Source organism: Nonomuraea sp. NPDC026600 (assembly GCF_040638335.1).
Lineage (GTDB): Bacteria > Actinomycetota > Actinomycetes > Streptosporangiales > Streptosporangiaceae > Nonomuraea.
Map to the genome: position 1 here is coordinate 208518 of NZ_JBEZYD010000015.1, position 16018 is coordinate 224535.

At 68.8% G+C, this 16018-nt stretch carries 15 protein-coding genes; 3 read left to right on the top strand and 12 right to left on the bottom strand.

Annotated features, from left to right (window positions below; translation table 11 throughout):
* Nucleotides 1-21 precede the first annotated feature (21 nt).
* A complete protein-coding gene (locus AB0F17_RS31615) occupies nt 22-633 on the bottom strand; it encodes a PH domain-containing protein (protein ID WP_358030309.1) in 612 nt (203 codons plus the stop codon).
* Nucleotides 630-1703 (bottom strand): adenosine deaminase, encoded by a 1074-nt coding sequence (locus AB0F17_RS31620; RefSeq protein ID WP_214633394.1) that lies wholly within the window; start codon nt 1701-1703, stop codon nt 630-632. Before AB0F17_RS31620 ends, AB0F17_RS31615 begins: the two co-directional genes overlap by 4 nt.
* Before the next feature lie 130 nt (nt 1704-1833).
* Between AB0F17_RS31620 and AB0F17_RS31625 the strand changes: the two genes are divergently transcribed.
* Nucleotides 1834-2229: an NUDIX domain-containing protein gene (locus AB0F17_RS31625; RefSeq protein ID WP_358030311.1), complete on the top strand. Its 396-nt coding sequence runs from the start codon at nt 1834-1836 to the stop codon at nt 2227-2229.
* 219 nt (nt 2230-2448) lie between these two features.
* Here AB0F17_RS31625 and AB0F17_RS31630 read toward each other — a convergent pair whose 3' ends face one another.
* The 3 genes from AB0F17_RS31630 to AB0F17_RS31640 all read right to left on the bottom strand — a co-directional run bounded on the left by AB0F17_RS31630 (nt 2449) and on the right by AB0F17_RS31640 (nt 4972).
* On the bottom strand, nt 2449-2799 hold the full coding sequence (locus tag AB0F17_RS31630) for a cupin (protein WP_358030313.1): 351 nt from the start codon (nt 2797-2799) through the stop codon (nt 2449-2451).
* Nucleotides 2800-2803: 4 nt separating this feature from the next.
* Nucleotides 2804-3484 (bottom strand): hypothetical protein, encoded by a 681-nt coding sequence (locus tag AB0F17_RS31635; RefSeq protein WP_358030316.1) that lies wholly within the window; start codon nt 3482-3484, stop codon nt 2804-2806.
* A gap of 81 nt (nt 3485-3565) precedes the next feature.
* The gene (locus AB0F17_RS31640) at nt 3566-4972 is read right to left on the bottom strand and encodes an MFS transporter (protein ID WP_358030319.1); all 1407 of its coding nucleotides are present in this window, start codon (nt 4970-4972) and stop codon (nt 3566-3568) included.
* 87 nt (nt 4973-5059) lie between these two features.
* Here AB0F17_RS31640 and AB0F17_RS31645 point away from each other — a divergent pair, with 87 nt between their 5' ends.
* The gene (locus AB0F17_RS31645; protein WP_358030322.1) at nt 5060-5446 is read left to right on the top strand and encodes a MarR family transcriptional regulator; all 387 of its coding nucleotides are present in this window, start codon (nt 5060-5062) and stop codon (nt 5444-5446) included.
* A gap of 58 nt (nt 5447-5504) precedes the next feature.
* On the opposite strand, the gene AB0F17_RS31650 is transcribed toward AB0F17_RS31645, so the two are convergent.
* The 6 genes from AB0F17_RS31650 to AB0F17_RS31675 form a co-directional block, all read right to left on the bottom strand.
* Nucleotides 5505-6779, bottom strand: a complete 1275-nt coding sequence (locus tag AB0F17_RS31650) for a thymidine phosphorylase (protein WP_358030324.1) — start codon at nt 6777-6779, stop codon at nt 5505-5507.
* Nucleotides 6779-7174 carry a cytidine deaminase gene (locus AB0F17_RS31655; RefSeq protein WP_358030326.1) on the bottom strand — a complete coding sequence of 132 codons (396 nt, stop codon included), beginning with the start codon at nt 7172-7174 and terminating at the stop codon, nt 6779-6781. Before AB0F17_RS31655 ends, AB0F17_RS31650 begins: the two co-directional genes overlap by 1 nt.
* Nucleotides 7171-8460, bottom strand: coding sequence for an ABC transporter permease (locus tag AB0F17_RS31660; protein ID WP_358030328.1), 1290 nt, complete (start codon nt 8458-8460; stop codon nt 7171-7173). Before AB0F17_RS31660 ends, AB0F17_RS31655 begins: the two co-directional genes overlap by 4 nt.
* Nucleotides 8457-9596, bottom strand: coding sequence for an ABC transporter permease (locus AB0F17_RS31665; protein WP_358030330.1), 1140 nt, complete (start codon nt 9594-9596; stop codon nt 8457-8459). The genes AB0F17_RS31660 and AB0F17_RS31665 overlap by 4 nt, the downstream gene beginning before the upstream one ends.
* On the bottom strand, nt 9596-11203 hold the full coding sequence (locus AB0F17_RS31670) for an ABC transporter ATP-binding protein (RefSeq protein ID WP_358030333.1): 1608 nt from the start codon (nt 11201-11203) through the stop codon (nt 9596-9598). The genes AB0F17_RS31665 and AB0F17_RS31670 overlap by 1 nt, the downstream gene beginning before the upstream one ends.
* A gap of 105 nt (nt 11204-11308) precedes the next feature.
* The gene (locus AB0F17_RS31675) at nt 11309-12391 is read right to left on the bottom strand and encodes a BMP family ABC transporter substrate-binding protein (protein WP_358030336.1); all 1083 of its coding nucleotides are present in this window, start codon (nt 12389-12391) and stop codon (nt 11309-11311) included.
* Nucleotides 12392-12713: 322 nt separating this feature from the next.
* Between AB0F17_RS31675 and AB0F17_RS31680 the strand changes: the two genes are divergently transcribed.
* Nucleotides 12714-14573, top strand: a complete 1860-nt coding sequence (locus tag AB0F17_RS31680; RefSeq protein WP_358030339.1) for a Xaa-Pro dipeptidyl-peptidase — start codon at nt 12714-12716, stop codon at nt 14571-14573.
* Nucleotides 14574-14768: 195 nt separating this feature from the next.
* Here the strand turns inward: AB0F17_RS31680 and AB0F17_RS31685 are convergent, their stop codons facing one another.
* Nucleotides 14769-15980, bottom strand: a complete 1212-nt coding sequence (locus AB0F17_RS31685) for a M20 family metallopeptidase (RefSeq protein ID WP_358030342.1) — start codon at nt 15978-15980, stop codon at nt 14769-14771.
* Between the last annotated feature and the right edge of the window lie 38 nt (nt 15981-16018).

Here is a 16018-nt window from a genome sequence, read left to right on the forward strand (position 1 = left end):
GGCATCGCCTCGTACCTCTGGCTAGCCGATCACGACCGCCATCACCACGAGCGCGATCGCCGCGGCGAGCACCGCGAACGAGTCGATCGCCCAGCTGGCGCGGGCGGGCGGGGCCTCCACGTCGCGGCGCCGGGCCGACTCCGCCCGCTCGGTGATCTGCTGCCCCACCCAGTCGGCGTGTGTCTTCCCGGCGAACGCCTCCGCCGCGGCCTGCTCCGCCTTGCTCAGCGTGGGCTCGGTCTTGAAGCGACCACGCTGCGGCCTGGGCGCGGCCCGGCGCTGCGCCTTGGCCCGCTCGCGAGCCGTGCTCATCGGCGTCCACAGCCGCAACACCTGCTCGGTGCCGTAGCGGACGTTGATGGTGTGGGCCACCACCACGTCGTTCACCGACGCCCACGGCACGAACGTCGAGCGGAGCGGGTTTCGCCCCACCAGCCCTTCCTCGGTCACCACGGTCGCGGGCCGGAGCGCGACCAGGTAGACCACGGCGGTCAGCGCGCCCAGCACGGCACCCGCCACCAGCGAGGGCTTGCCGTTGTAGCGGGCGGTCAGATCCCAGATGTTGAAGGCGACGAACGCCAGCCACACCCAGCCGAGGACGAAGGCGGTCTTGGAGCGATAGGTCTGTTTCACGGCTGCCACTTCATCCGCGCGAACCCGGGCTTGATCACACCGTTGATCAGCGCCAGCCGTTCGTCGAACGGGATGAACGCCGACTTCATCGCGTTGACCGTGAACCACTGCAGGTCATCCCAGCCATAGCCGAACGCCTCCACCAGCTTGTCGAACTCCAGCGACACGCTGGTGCGACTCATCAGCCGGTTGTCGGTGTTGACCGTCACCCTGAAGTGCAGGCGGCGCAGCAGCCCGATCGGGTGCTCGGCGATGGAGTCGGCGGCCCCGGTCTGCAGGTTGGAGGTGGGGCACATCTCCAGGGGGATGCGCTTGTCACGGACGTACGCGGCCAGGCGGCCCAGCTTGGCCGAGCCGTCGCCGGACACCGAGATGTCGTCGATGATCCGCACCCCGTGCCCGAGCCGGTCGGCGCCGCACCACTGGATGGCCTGCCAGATGGACGGCAGCCCGAACGCCTCACCGGCGTGGATCGTGAAGTGCGCGTTCTCCCGCTGCAGGTATTCGAAGGCGTCGAGGTGCCTGGTGGGCGGGTAGCCCGCCTCGGCACCGGCGATGTCGAACCCCACCACGCCGACATCCCGATAACGCACGGCCAGCTCGGCGATCTCCATCGACCGCGCCTGGTGCCGCATCGCGGTCAGCAGCGTGCCGACCTTGATCCCGCGCCCTTCGGAGCCCTGCTTGAACCCCTCCAGCACCGCCTCGACCACCTGATCGAGGCTGAGCCCCGTGGTGGTGTGCTGCTCGGGCGCGAACCGCACCTCGGCATAGACGACCCCGTCATCGGCGAGGTCCTCAGCGCACTCGGCAGCGACGCGGGTCAGCGCCTCGCGCGTCTGCATGACGCCGACGGTGTGCTGGAAGGTCTCCAGGTAGCGTTCGAGCGAGCCCGAGTCGGCGGCCGCCTCGAACCACTCCCGGAGGTTGTCGGCGTCGGTGGTGGGCAACTCGCCATAGCCGCAGTCGCGAGCCAGCTCGACGATGCTCTCGGCCCGCAGGCCGCCGTCAAGATGGTCATGCAGCAGCACCTTGGGCGCCCGTCGGATCTCGTCAAGCGTGGGCCTCATCCGCCCATGATATGCGCCTTCGCCCCACGAACTTTTCGCTCCGACACGGCGCCACCTGTGGGGCCGACCGGCATACTCATCGAACGTCCCGGCAACCCCGCAGCCCGCGCTCACAGACAGGAAACCGACAGTGACCATCGACAAGATCGCCTGGATCCACCTGGAAGACGGCAAGATCCTCAGCACCCGATCGCGCGGCAAGGACGTCTACTACATCCCCGGAGGCAAACGCGAGCCGGGCGAGACCGATCTCGACACCCTCATCCGAGAGATCGACGAGGAACTCGCCGTCGCCATCATCCCGGCCAGCGCGACACACTTCGGCACTTTCCAGGCCCAGGCGCACGGCCACGCCAACGGGGTCGCCGTCCAGATGACCTGCTACACCGCCGACCATCGAGGAACACCGACCCCGAGCAGCGAGATCGAAGAACTCGGCTGGCTGACCTACGCCGACCGCGACCGCGTATCCCCCGTCGACCAGATCATCTTCGACCACCTGCACCAGACGGGCCGGCTCGCCTGACGAGCCGGCCGGCGCCAGCGCTGTGGAGACCGCGTGCGGCGAGGGTCGGCGCGATGTGTGCGACGGCCCGCTGACGTCCCAGGAAACCGGCCAAGAACACGCCGTAACGGCGCCCGGCCCCGTGCGGGTCAGCGGCCGTCTCCCTGGAGGTCCCCACCATGTACGGCGTTTGGGGGTGGGGGCGGCGGTGCCGTACAAGAACAAGAATGTTCTAGGGGGTTAGGTGCGGTTGGCCGCGTCCGGGGAGAAGGCGGGGAGGCAGACGGCGATGTACTCGGCGCCGTCCGGGCCGGTGCTGTAGCGGATCTTCTCGCCCGGGTCCGTGACCACGGATTGGCCGGCGGTCACCTCGGTGGTGCCGTTCGCGTGCTCCACCAGGAGCGTGCCGCGCAGGACGACGGTGTACTCCGTGAACGAGGGCGTCTGGGCGGGCTCTTCCCAGCCGGGCGGGGCGACCATGTGGGCGATGGAGATCGCCTCGTCGCCACTGTTGACCCGGCCCACGTGCTCGTCGATGAGCTTGCCGCCGGGCACCGGGATGCGGGTCGCCGCTTCGATCTTTCTGACCACCAGGTCAGTGTGCCACGTCGATGATGAGCCGGTCAGGGCCGGTCTGCTCTTTCAGCTCGAACGCCGCCTGGTGGTCGAGCACGAGGCCGACGCCGACGTAGCCCTCGAAGTCGCCGGTCCTGACCACATGCGTGATGTTGCCGAGGTTGGCCCGGAAGATGGGGCCGCCTTTCCAGGTGGGCGCGCCCTTGGCGTCGTGGGCCTCGGCGGGGTTGAGGAGGATCTGGAGGTACGCGCCGCCGGGGACGTGGAAGTTCTTGCCCGAGCCATCCTGGAGGAGTTTCTCTACCCATTGGGCGTTGTAGCCGGGCATGGCGCCTTTGAAGTCGATCACCACGCGGTCGTAGGTGTCGTGGGCGGCGTAGCGGACGGCCAGCACGAGCGCGGGGTCGCCGCCACCGTGGTCTACGTCCACCTCGACCTTGCTCGACGACGACGACGAGGACGAGGACGACGACGACGACGACTGCTGCTGCTGGGCGTAGCTCGGCGTGGGCGTGCCGCTGAGCGTCGTCGATGGCGTGGCGGCCTCGGGTGCCGCGCTCGTGGTGGCGCCGCCCGCTGTGCCGCCCCATGGGGTCGTACCGCATGCGGTCAGTACGGCGAGACAGGCGACGGCGACGAGAGCGGCGGCGTGGGCTGGTCGGAGCCCCGACGCATGCCCGGGCGCGGATGACGGGCGCATACCAGAGTGATTCCCCAGTTCAGGGAACCACAAGCGGCCCCGCGCGGCACGCCACCGCGCGGGGCCGAACCAACGAATCGGTCAGACCGTCTCGAGGACCTTCGTGTCCTCCTGATCGGCCACGACCGGCTTCCGTGCCCGCAGCCCGGTGGCCGAGATCGCCACCCCCACCAGCGCCAGCACCAGCGACACCACGATCGCCGACCGCAGCGTGTCGATCGACAGGGTGGTACCGCCAGAGGAGAGCACCGCCGAGACCGCGGCGAGCACGATCGCGCCGCCCACCTGTCCGGAGGTGTTGAGCAGCCCGGAGGCCAGCCCCTGCTCGTCGTCGTTCACGCCGTTCGTGGCCTGGATGTTCAGCGGCGCGAACGACAGCGCGAACGCGATCCCCAGCAGCAGCATGCCCGGAATGACCAGACCGCCCAGGCTGGGCCGCTCGTCGATGCCCAGGAACATCGCGTAGCCACCGGCCAGCGCGGCCGCGCCGATGATGGTCAGCTTGGTGGTGCCGAACCTGTCGGCGAAGTCGCCCATCTTGGTCGAGGTGATCGCGACGAGCAGTCCGGCGGGCAGGAACGCCAGCGCGGTGCCCAGCGCCGACCAGCCGAGCAGGTTCTGGAAGTACTGCATGGCCACGAACTGGAAGGCCACGTAGGAGCCCATCAGGATGAGCAGCCCCAGGTTCGCCCGGACGAGCGAGCCGGAGCGCAGGATGCCGAGCCGTACCAGCGGGTGCTTCATCCGCAGTTCGGCGAAGACGAACAGGCCGAGCAGCGCGGCGACCGCGACCAGCGAGCCGATCGTCCGCGGCGAGGTCCAGCCGGCCTCGGGCGCCTGGACGACGGTGAAGACGAGCAGCAGCATCGAGGCGGTGATCAGCACGGCGCCGATCAGGTCGTGGCCACCTTCGGTCCGCTCCTCCGCGCTGCGCGGCAGCACCTTGAGCGCGGCGACCAGCGCGATGATCGCGACCGGCACCGGCATCAGCAGCGTCCACCGCCAGCCGATCTCGGTCAGGAGGCCGGACAGCACCAGCCCGAGCGAGTAGCCACTGGCGCCACACGCGGTGAAGATGCTGAGCGCCTTGTTGCGCTCAGGGCCCTCGGGAAACGTGGTCGTGATGATCGAAAGCGCGGCCGGCGCGGTGAAGGCGGCAGCCACCCCCTTCACGAACCTGGCCACGATCAGCAGGGTGCCATCGTCCACCAGCCCACCGAGCAACGACGCGACGGCGAAGACACCCAGCGCGACCAGGAACACCCTGCGTCGCCCGAGCAAGTCGGCGGTCCTGCCACCCAGCAACAGAAGACCGCCATAACCGAGCACGTAGCCGCTGACAACCCACTGCAGAGAAGAGGTAGAAAGGCCCAGATCGTGCTGGATGGCGGGCAGCGCCACGCCGACCATCGACACATCAAGAGCATCAAGGAAGATCACTGCACAGAGCACGACGAGCGCGCCCCAACGGGATGAAGAAGAGGACATGGGTCAGTACATTACATGCATCAGCATCTAATGCAAAAGCATTTAATTCCGTTGCATAAGATTTAGCCAGGTGGTAACCTCCGCGTCATGGACGAGGAGTTCGTGGTCGGGACCTGGCACTACGTCCTGGCCAAGCACGCCAAGGCGATGTGCTCGCTGGAACGCGAGTTGGGTGACAAGCACGGCCTGGGGCCGAGCGAGTTCGAGGTGCTGGACCGAATCGTCCATCACGACAGGGAGCTGCGGATCCAGGAGCTCTGCGACGAGGTCCATCTGAGCCAGAGCGCACTGTCCAGGGTCGTGGCGCGGCTGGAGAAGTCTCAGCTGGTCTCGCGCGGCGTGTGCGCCCAGGACCGCCGCGGCGTCTTCGTCTGCATCACGGACGCGGGCAGACAGCGCCACCGGGAGGCTCTCCCGACGCAGCGCGCCGTGCTCGCCGACGTGTTCGCCGGCGCACCCGTTCTCGCCCGCTGACTTCAAACAGCGCCCGCGCCCGTACGAGGGCGCAGGCGCCGAACACCAGTACGGGCGGCTAGGCCGTGATCCGGTCCATCACCAGCGGCAGCATCTCAGCGCTCGCCGCCCCGACCGCGTAGCCACCCCGCAACGCCTCCAAGGCCCGCTCGAAGCGAGCCGTCTCGTCCGCGTGCAAGGTCATCAAGGGCTGCCCCTCACGAACGATGTCCCCCGGCTTGGCATGCAGCATGATGCCCGCGCCGAACGACACCGGATCCTCCTTACGAGCCCGGCCCGCCCCCAACCGCCAGGCCGCCAGGCCGACGGCGTAGGCGTCCAGGCGCGACAGGACACCCGAGGAAGGCGCCTCGACCACCATGGTCTCCGCCGCCTTGGGCAAGATCGCGTCCGGGTCGCCACCCTGGGCGGTGATCATCCGGCGCCAGGCGTCCATGGCCGAGCCGTCCGCCAGCGCCTCCGCCGGGTCCGGGCCGGAGATCCCGGCCGCCTCCAGCATCTCGCGCGCCAGCCGTACGGTGAGCTCCACGACGTCCGGCGGCCCGCCGCCCGCGAGGACCTCGACCGACTCCTGGACCTCCAGGGCGTTGCCCACAGCGCGGCCCAGCGGGCGGTCCATCGCGGTGAGCAGGGCGACCGTGCGCACGCCCGCGTCGGTGCCCAGCGCGACCATGGTCTCGGCCAGCTCGCGGGCCCGCTCCGGCGTCTTCATGAACGCCCCGGAGCCCACCTTGACGTCGAGCACCAGCGACCCGGTGCCCTCGGCGATCTTCTTCGACATGATCGACGAGGCGATGAGCGGGATCGACTCGACCGTGCCCGTGACGTCGCGCAGCGCGTACAGCTTCTTGTCGGCCGGAGCCAGGCCCGAGCCGGCGGCGCAGACGACCGCGCCCGCCGACCGCAGCACCGAGAGCATCTCGTCGTTGGACAGCGAGGCCCGCCAGCCGGGGATCGACTCCAGCTTGTCGAGCGTGCCGCCGGTGTGGCCGAGACCGCGGCCCGAAAGCTGCGGGACGTAGGCGCCGCACGCGGCCACCAGCGGGGCGAGCGGCAGCGTGATCTTGTCGCCGACGCCGCCGGTGGAGTGCTTGTCGGCGGTGGGCCGGTCGAGCGCGGACCAGTCCATCCGCTCGCCCGAGCGGATCATCGCCTGCGTCCAGCCGGCGATCTCGCGCCGGTTCATGCCGTTCAGCAGGATCGCCATGGCCAGCGCGGACATCTGCTCGTCGGCCACCTCGCCACGGGTGTAGGCGTCGATCACCCAGTCGATCTGGGCGGCCGTCAGCTCGCCGCCGTCGCGCTTGGCGACGATGACCTCGATGGCGTCCATCAGGCGGACCTGGACAGGTCATCTGGGCCGAACGCGTAGGGCAGGATCTCGGCCATCCGCTTCGGCCCATCCACGGTCTCGACCAGCAGTTCCTCGCCGCCGAACTCGAACAGCAACTGCCGGCAGCGCCCGCACGGCATCAGCAGCTCACCGTGGCCGTCCACGCAGGTGAAGGCCACCAGCCGGCCGCCGCCCGACAACTGCAGCGCCGAGACCAGCCCGCACTCGGCGCACAGGCCCAGGCCGTAGGAGGCGTTCTCGACGTTGCAGCCGGTGACGACGCGGCCGTCGTCCACGACCGCCGCCGCCCCCACGGGGAACTTGGAGTAGGGCGCGTACGCGTGGTGCATGGCCTCATTGGCCTCAGCGCGCAGGCCGTCCCAGTCGACGTTCAATGCTGTTCCCCCCGGCGATAGCGAACGCCGTCGGCCTTGGGCATCCGCAGTCGCTGCGAAGCCACCAGGAGCACGAGCAGCGTGAGCACGTGTGGTGTGATGAAGACGAACTCGTTCGGCAGCTGGTCGACGGTCAGCCACAGCCAGATCAGCACGATCATGCCCCCGGCGGCTGCCGCGATCAGGTTGTACTCCCTGGTGCCCCTGGCCACCATCTCCGCGGGCTGGCCGGACGACACTATCGCGCGCACCTTGGCGGCGATGTAGATGAGCAGCAGTATGGCGCCGAACAGGAAGAACGCCGTGACCGGCGAGCGGACCCCGGAGCTGCGCAGTTGCAGGCCGTCGGCGTACCCGAACAGAGCGGCGCCCGCGGCCAGCCCGCCGGGCCGCCAGTTGCCGAAGATCATGGCGGCCAGGCCGATGAACCCGCGACCCGCGGTCTGCCCCTCGACGTACTTGGTGGTGACGAAGACCAGGAACACGCCGCCGAGCCCGGCGAACGCGCCGGAGATGACGACGGCCACGTACTTGATCAGGTAGACGTTCACGCCCAGCGACTCGGCCGCCCACGGGTTCTCGCCCGCCGAGCGCAGCCGCAGGCCGAAGGCCGTACGCCAGAGCACGAAGAACGTCAGCGGGAACAGCAGCACGGCCAGGATCACCAGCACGTTCACCTCGTGCGTGAGCCCGCGCACCATGCCCGCGAGGTCGGAGATCAGGAACCAGTGGGTGCGCTCCAGGCTGCCGAGCCAGTCGGGACCCGACGAGAACAGCGGCAGGCTGGGCGTAGGCGCCTCCGAAGACATGGCCGGCGAGGTGGTGATGCCCGCGCCCGCCGCGGCCGCGGCGGTGCCCTCCTTGTAGAAGACCTCCGACAGGAAGCGGGTGATGCCGGGGCCGAGCAGGTTGATGGCCACACCGCTGATGATGTGGTCGACGCCGAACGTCACGGTCGCCACCGCGTGGATGAGGCCGCCGAGCGCGCCCGCCAGCAGCCCGGCGACCAGCGCCGCCATGAAGCCCCACTGGTATCCGGCCCAGCCGGCGAACCAGGTGCCGAGCACCATCATGCCTTCGAGCCCGATGTTGACCACGCCCGCCCGCTCGGCCCAGAGGCCGCCGAGCCCGGCCAGGCCGATCGGCACCGACAGCATCAGCGCCGCGTTGAACGTGCCTGACGAGGTGATGTCGTCCTGCCCGGACATGACGCGGACCACCGACATCAGCAGGATGAGCACGGCCAGGCCGATGAGCGCCAAGTGGTAACGGCTGAACTTGCTCATGCTGCCACCTCAACGGGAGTGTTCCTGCCGAGCTGCTGAGCGGCCCGCCGTTCCTCGCGCCGCAGCGCCATCCTGCTGGTGATCTCGTTGGCGATGACCACGAGCAGCACGATCGTGCCCTGCATGATCATGATGACCGAGGGCGGCACGTTGGCGAACTGCAGGGGACCCTGCGCCCGGTCCAGGAAGCCGAACAGCAGCGCCGCGACCGCGATGCCACCGGGCTGGTTCCGGCCGAGCAGTGCCACGGCGATGCCCAGGAAGCCCAGGCCGGGGGTGAAGTTGGAGCCGAAGGAGTGCTTGTCGCCGAGGATCTCCGGCATGCCGATCAGCCCGGCGATCGCGCCGGAGAGCACCATCGCGGAGATGACCATCTTCTTCGGGTTGACACCGGAGGCCAGCGCGGCCGAGGCGTTGAGACCGCTGGCCTTGACGTCGAAGCCGAACCTGGTCCGCTCCAGCACCACCCAGAGCACGATGCCCAGCACGACGGCCACCAGCAGGAAGCCCCAGAGCCCGCCGCCGCGAGGGGCGGGCAGCCCGAACATCTCGAACACGACGTTGAGGTTGGGGAACCAGGCCGACTGGGGCAGCGTGGGCGTCGTGGTGGTGAGCACGCCCTTGGCCCGCTCCCCCGTGAAGGGGCCGCGGACGAGGAAGGCGGCCAGGTTGATCGCGATGTAGTTCAGCATGATCGTGGAGATGACCTCGTTCACCCCCCGGGTCACCTTCATCACGGCGGGGATCAGCGCGTAGAAGCCGCCCACGACCATCGCCACCACGATGATCACGGGGATCTGGATCCAGGTGGGCGCCGCGAACGTGGAGCCGACGTACGCGGCGCAGACGGCCGCGATCCGATATTGGCCCTCCACGCCGATGTTGAAGAGGTTCATCCGGAAGCCGACGGCCACCGCCAGGCCTGCGATGAACAGCGGCACGGCCCGGTTGAGCATGGTCACGATGCCGTTGACCACCGCCCGCTCGGTCTCGCCGAAGTCGAAGAAGGCGGCGAACGCGGCCTCGGGGCTGGCCCCCGCCGCGATGATCGCCACGCTGGAGATCACGATCGCCAGGATGATGGCCGCGATGGCGCCGGCGATCGTCAGCAGCGCCCGGTAGAGCCCGGCGGGCATCACGTCTCCTCAGTACTGGTGATGGCGCCGGTCATGTAGCCGCCCAGCCGTTCGGGGGTGACGTCGGACGGGTTGAGGCGGGCGACGAGCCGGCCCCGGTAGATCACCTGCAGCGTGTCGGACAGCCCGATGAGCTCGTCGAGGTCGGCCGAGATCAGGAGTACGGCCAAGCCCGCGGCCCGGGCGTGACGCAGGTGGTCCCAGATCGCGGCCTGCGCGCCCACGTCGACGCCACGGGTGGGGTGGGCGGCGATGAGGAACGTGGGCTCGCCGCTCATCTCCCGCCCGACGATCAGCTTCTGCTGGTTGCCGCCCGACAGGGCCAGTGCCAGCGTGTCGACGCCCGGCGTGCGGACGTCGTAGTCCTTGACGATGCGTTCGGTGTCGGCCCTGGAGGCCCGCCGGTTGATCCAGATGCCCGAGCGCGCGGGTGGCCTGGTCTGGTGGCCTAGCACCCGGTTCTCCCAGAGTGACGCCTCCAGCAGCAGACCCTGGCGGTGGCGATCCTCCGGGATGTAGCCGATGCCCGACTCGCGGCGTTTGAGGGTGGACCAGGTGCTGAGGTCGGCGCCGTCGAGCGTGATGTCGCCGTGCACGGGCAGTATGCCCATGATGGCCTCGATCAGCTCGGACTGGCCGTTGCCCTCGACCCCGGCGATGCCGAGGATCTCGCCCTTGCGGATCTCGAACGACACGTCGTCGAGGAGCAGCCGCCGGCCCTCCTCGCGCAGTTTCTCGACGTACAGGGCGACCGACGTGCCCTTGGGCACCGGGCGGAAGCCGTCTGCCTCCATGGTCAGGCCCGACACCTTCAGCGCCACGTCCTCGGTCACCGTGGACTCGCGCGTCTCCGGCGTGGGCAGCTCGCTGCCGACCATGAGCTCGGCGAGCTGCCGCGCGGTGACCTGGCCGGGGTCGACGCTGGCCACCGTGGTGCCGCGCCGGATCACAGTGATCGCGTCGGCGATGCTGAGCACCTCGTCGAGCTTGTGCGAGATGAAGATGACCGTCAGCCCGTCGGCCTTGAGCTCGCGCAGGTTGTCGAAGAGCTCGTCGACCTCCTGGGGTACGAGCACCGCGGTCGGCTCGTCGAGGATCAGGATGCGCGCGCCGCGATAGAGGACCTTGAGGATCTCGACCCGCTGCCGGTCGCCGACACCGAGGTCCTCCACGAGCCGGTCGGGATCCACGCGCAGGCCATGGCTCGCGGCCAGCTCCGTGATGCGCGCGCGGGCCCCGGCGGCGTCGAGCATGCCGGCCTTCTTCGGCTCGGCGCCGAGGACGATGTTCTCCAGCACGGTGAAGTTGTCGGCCAGCATGAAGTGCTGGTGCACCATGCCGATGCCCGAGGCGATGGCGTCGCTCGGTGTCCGGAAGGCCACTTCCGCGCCGTTCACCTTGATGGTGCCCTCGTCCGGCTTCTGCATGCCGTAGAGGATCTTCATCAGGGTGGACTTGCCGGCGCCGTTCTCTCCGACGATCGCGTGCACCGTGCCGGGTTCGACGGTGATGCGGATGTCGTGGTTGGCGACGACGCCGGGGAAGCGTTTGGTGATGCCTTCCAGCTCGACGGCGGGTCGCACCGCGGCGACGGTGTCGGCGTTCACTGGTCGCTCACCGCTCCTCAATCGCTCCGCTCATTGGTGTGAGGGATAGGCCGAAGGCCCGGGTCGGGTTGGACTCCGGGCCCTCGATCAACGTTCCTATCTCAATTACGGCTTGGACGGAACCGTGATTTTGCCGTCGATGATGTCCTGCTTCACGGCGTCCAGCTTGTCCTTGATGTCGTCGATCTCGCCACCGGTGGTGGCCAGGCCCACGCCGTCGACCTTGAGGTCGTAGATGGTGTTGCTGCCACCCTTGGCGCCGCCCTGGAACGCCTTGATGAACTCGAACACACCGACGTCCACGCGCTTGAGCATCGAGGTCATGATGACCGACTGCAGATCGGTCTCCTTGACCGTCTGGCGCTGGTCGGAGTCGACGCCGATGGCCTTCTTCTTGGCCGCGGCCGCCGCCTGGAACACGCCCAGACCCGAGTCGCCGGCGGCGTGGTAAACGATCTCCGCGCCGTCCTGGTACATCTTCTCGGCCGCGACCTTGCCCTTGTCGGGGGCCTTGAAGCCGCTGAAGTCACCGTCGGGGGTCAAGTACTTGACGTCGATCTTGGCGTCCTTCTTGACCGACTTCACGCCGGCGTCGAAGCCTGCCTGGAACTTCTTGATCAGGTCGTTCTCGACACCGCCCACGAAGCCGACGTGGCCGCTCTTGGCCTTGAGCGCCGCGGCGACGCCCGCCAGATAGGAGCCCTGCTCCTCGGCGAACAGCAGGCCGGTGACGTTGGCCGCGTTCGAGGCGGAGTCGACGACCGCGAACTGGATCTCCGGGTATTCCTCGGCCGTCTTCTTGATGTCGTCGCCGTAGGCGAAGCCGACACCGATGATCGGGTTGTAGCCCGCGTCGGCGAGCTGGCGAAGGAGCTCGCCGCGGTTGGAGCCGTCAGCCGCGGGGCTCAGCTCCTTGATGTCGGCGCTGAGGTCGGTCTTGGCCTTCTCCAGGCCCGCGTAGGCGGCGTCGTTGAAGGACTTGTCGCCACGGCCGCCGACGTCGAAAGCGAGGCCCACCTTGAGCGCGCCGGACTTCGGCGCCTCACTGCTGGCCGCGGAGCTGGGCGCCGCGCTGGACGTGGCATCCCCTCCGGTACCGCCGCTGCCGCCACAGGCCGCGGCCGCCATGAGCATGGCACCGGCGGCTACTGAGCCGGTCGCCATCCTGCCGAATCGCTTGCTGAGCAAGGCGACTCCCTTCCATTTCCCCGCCGTCAAACTTCATCGCGGGCGCGAAGAAATGTACGGCAACCCTGCACGGAAGATAGTTGGTTGACCAGGGCGGACAAAACCGGCACACAGGGTCGCAACCGCTCCGTTATCGACATCAGTCGCGTCCGTGACCTGAATCTGCGGATGCGAGACGGGGACCGGCACCCGAAGCTTTGCCCAACCTTGAACGCAGGGGGGCCCTTGCCGTCCGGCCGATCATGGCAGAGATTCACTGATCAACGGTGGTTATTTCATCCTGGAGCCCTACATGCATCCTTGGAAGGCCATGATCACGCCCATGGCCGCGGTTCTTCTCGCGGCCATGGGCGTGGCGCCCGCCACAGCGGGCACACCGGGTGCCGCGGTGGACACCCCGACCATCACGATCGAGAACAACGCCACCCAGCCCGTCTTCTCCCGCGCCGACGCCGTCAAACAGACGGTGTACGTCGAGGTCGCGGGGACGGACAGCGACAGCGACGGCCTGCCCGACCGCGTCGCCGTGGACATCCTGCGCCCGAAGGAGACCGACGAGGGCCTGAAGGTCCCGGTCATCATGGAGGCAAGCCCCTATTACGCGGGCGGCAACGACGTGCCGAACCACGTGGTGGACGTGGACGAGAACGGCAACCCGCTGCCGACCCTGCGCGCCTTCGCCAACAAACTGGCGACCGAGCCGTTCGACGGCTACTACGACAACTACTTCCTGCCCCGCGGCTACGCGATCGCGCTGGTCGAGAACCTGGGCACCGGCCGCGCCACCGGCTGCCCCACCACCGGCGACCGCAACGAGACGGCCGGCCCGAAGGCCGCGATCGACTGGCTGAACGGCCGCGCGAAGGGGTTCACCCCGACGGGCGAGCCCGTCTCGGCCACCTGGTCGACCGGGAACGTGGGCATGATCGGCGTCTCCTACAACGGCACGCTGCCCAACGCGGTCGCCTCGACGGGCGTCGAGGGGCTGAAGACGATCGTGCCGATCGCCGCGATCTCCTCCTGGTACGACTACTACCGCGCGAACGGCGGCGTGCTGGCGGCGGGCGGCTTCCAGGGCGAGGACGCGGACGTGCTGGCCAAGTACGTGCTCACCCGCGCCGCCGGCCAGCAGGTCTGCGCACCCGTCATGGACTACCTGACGGCGACCCAGGACCGGATCAGCGGCGACTACAGCCGCTTCTGGGACGCCCGCAACTACCTCAACGACGTGAACAAGGTCAAGGCCAGCGTCTTCCTCGTGCACGGCCTCAATGACTGGAACGTCAAGACCAAGCAGTTCGCCCAATGGTGGTACGCCCTGTCGAAGCGCCACGTGCCGCGCAAGATCTGGCTGCACCAGGGCACCCACATGAACCCCTTCAACCTGCGCACCGTCGAATGGCTCCGGCAACTGCACGGCTGGTTCGACTACTGGTTGTACGGGATCGACAGCGGCATCATGCGGGAGCCCCAGGCGGACGTCGAAATCGCCCCCGGCGAGTGGGGCACTCACAGATCGTGGCCACTTCCGGCCACCAAGCCCGTGGCCCTCCATCTCGGCTCCGGCTCGAAGCTGAGTCTCTTCGCGGAGCGCTCGGCCCGCGAATCCTTCGTCGACCAGAAGACCCGCACCGCCGAACAGCTCGTGGAAACGGCCCCCGCCCCGGACCCCAACCGCCTGGCCTACCTGACTCCGGAGTTGCCGGCGGACGTCCGGATCTCCGGCACACCGGAGATCTCACTCCGAGCCGCCCGCGACGCCGGCCCCTCCCCCTATCTCACGGCCCTGCTGGTCGACTACGGCACGGACACGAGAGCGGACGGAACCCTGGTCGCGACCGGCGAAACCCTCTGCTACGGCCAAGGCATCCCGGGCGACACGGGCTGCACGGCACTGCGCAGGCTGGGCACCGCGACGACCCCCTACAAGATCGTCTCAAGAGGCTGGCTGGACATCAGAAACCGCCACGACCCAGCACGCACAGAAAGAATCAGCCCCTCACGGGACTACACCTTCACCTGGGACTTCCAGCCAAAGGACTACCGCTTCAAACAGGGCCACAAGATCGGCTTGATCATCACCTCGACCGACCACGACTACACCCTGCGTTACCCGGAGGGCAGCAAATTCACGATCGACCCGGCCCACTCATCACTGATCCTGCCGGTGACCAAGCCCTAGGACGGCCGGGGTCAAGCTCTGAGGGCGGCCAGGGTCAAGAATGCGCACGTCACGGCGCCCAGCCCCGTAAACCCCAGGAGCGTGCCCCTGGAAAGAGGCCAGCCCCGCCCAGAAGGGAGGGGCTGGCCCATGCTGGCCGTAACAGAAAAACAAGCACGCAGGGTGGGGCTGGCCCATGCTGGCCGTAACAGAAAATTAGGCGAGTATTGAGTCCACAACCGGCTCCCAGAGCGCGGTCAAGGCAGTGGCGGACATCAGGCGGACGCCCATGGCGATGGCCGCCTCGTCGACGTCGAAGGTCCCCTGGTGGATGTCATACGTGACGCCGCCGGGCGAGCGCGTGCCGAGGCGGGCGAGCGCCCCCGGGATCGACTCCAGGTACCAGGCGAAGTCCTCGCCGCCGAGCGACTGCTGCGTGGGCACCACCGCGCCCGGCCCCAGCGCCCGCTCGACCGCCTCGGCCAGCATGTCGACGCTCATCTCGTCGTTGACGACGGGCGGCACGCCGCGGGTGTATTCCATCGTCGCCTCGATCCCGTACGCGCTGGCGACCGACTCCAGCAGCGACTTGATCAGGTCGGGCGCGGCGTGCCAGGCGTTCTCGTCGAGGCAGCGCACGGTGCCCTCGGCCACGCCCTCGTCGGGGATGGCGTTGGCCGCGGTGCCGGCCTCCACCTTGCCCCAGACCAGGCTGAGCGAGGAGCGCGGGTCCACCCGGCGCGAGAGCGCGGCGGGCAGCTCGGTGAGCACCTTGGCGAGGGCGAAGACCAGGTCGGCGGTGAGGTGCGGCCGGGCCGTGTGGCCGCCGGGACCCGACACCCTGATGACCAGCTTGTCGCAGGCGGAGGTGATCGGGCCGGGCTTGAGCCCGACCTGGCCGAGGTCGACGCGCGGGTCGCAGTGGAGGCCGAAGATGCGCTCCACGCCGCTGATGCCGCCGTGCGCCATGACCTCCAGCGCGCCGCCGGGAAGCTCCTCGGCGGGCTGGAAGATCAGCCGGACCCGGCCGGGCAGGAGGCCGGCGGCGGCCTGCTGGGCGAGGAAGATCGAGGTGCCGAGCAGGATCGCGGTGTGCACGTCGTGGCCGCACGCGTGGCAGGCGCCGGGAACGGTCGAGCGGTAGGGCACGTCCTTCTCGTCGTGCAGCGGCAGCGCGTCGATGTCCGCGCGCAGCGCGACCGTCGGACCGTCTCCACTGCCCACGTCGCAGATCAGGCCGGTGCCGCGTGGCAGCACCGACGGCATCAGACCGGCGGCGGCGAGCCGCTCGGCGATGCGCTGCGTCGTGCGATATTCGGCGAAGGCCAGCTCAGGATGCATGTGCAAGTCGCGGCGGAACGCCACCAACTCCTGATCGGTCTCCGTCAGGAACGCGTCGAGTTCCCCCCGAAGCTCACGTCCCCGCATGAGTCACCGTCCCGTCCAATTGCCACGCGATCGTCGAC

Bases quoted from the DNA above. Each gene is read 5' to 3' on its own strand.
- AB0F17_RS31620 (WP_214633394.1), bottom strand. From the start codon at position 1,703: ATGAGGCCCACGCTTGACGAGATCCGACGGGCGCCCAAGGTGCTGCTG.
- AB0F17_RS31635 (WP_358030316.1), bottom strand. From the start codon at position 3,484: ATGCGCCCGTCATCCGCGCCCGGGCATGCGTCGGGGCTCCGACCAGCC.
- AB0F17_RS31640 (WP_358030319.1), bottom strand. From the start codon at position 4,972: ATGTCCTCTTCTTCATCCCGTTGGGGCGCGCTCGTCGTGCTCTGTGCA.
- AB0F17_RS31645 (WP_358030322.1), top strand. From the start codon at position 5,060: ATGGACGAGGAGTTCGTGGTCGGGACCTGGCACTACGTCCTGGCCAAG.
- AB0F17_RS31650 (WP_358030324.1), bottom strand. From the start codon at position 6,779: ATGGACGCCATCGAGGTCATCGTCGCCAAGCGCGACGGCGGCGAGCTG.
- AB0F17_RS31660 (WP_358030328.1), bottom strand. From the start codon at position 8,460: ATGAGCAAGTTCAGCCGTTACCACTTGGCGCTCATCGGCCTGGCCGTG.
- AB0F17_RS31665 (WP_358030330.1), bottom strand. From the start codon at position 9,596: ATGCCCGCCGGGCTCTACCGGGCGCTGCTGACGATCGCCGGCGCCATC.
- AB0F17_RS31680 (WP_358030339.1), top strand. From the start codon at position 12,714: ATGGCCGCGGTTCTTCTCGCGGCCATGGGCGTGGCGCCCGCCACAGCG.
- AB0F17_RS31685 (WP_358030342.1), bottom strand. From the start codon at position 15,980: ATGCGGGGACGTGAGCTTCGGGGGGAACTCGACGCGTTCCTGACGGAG.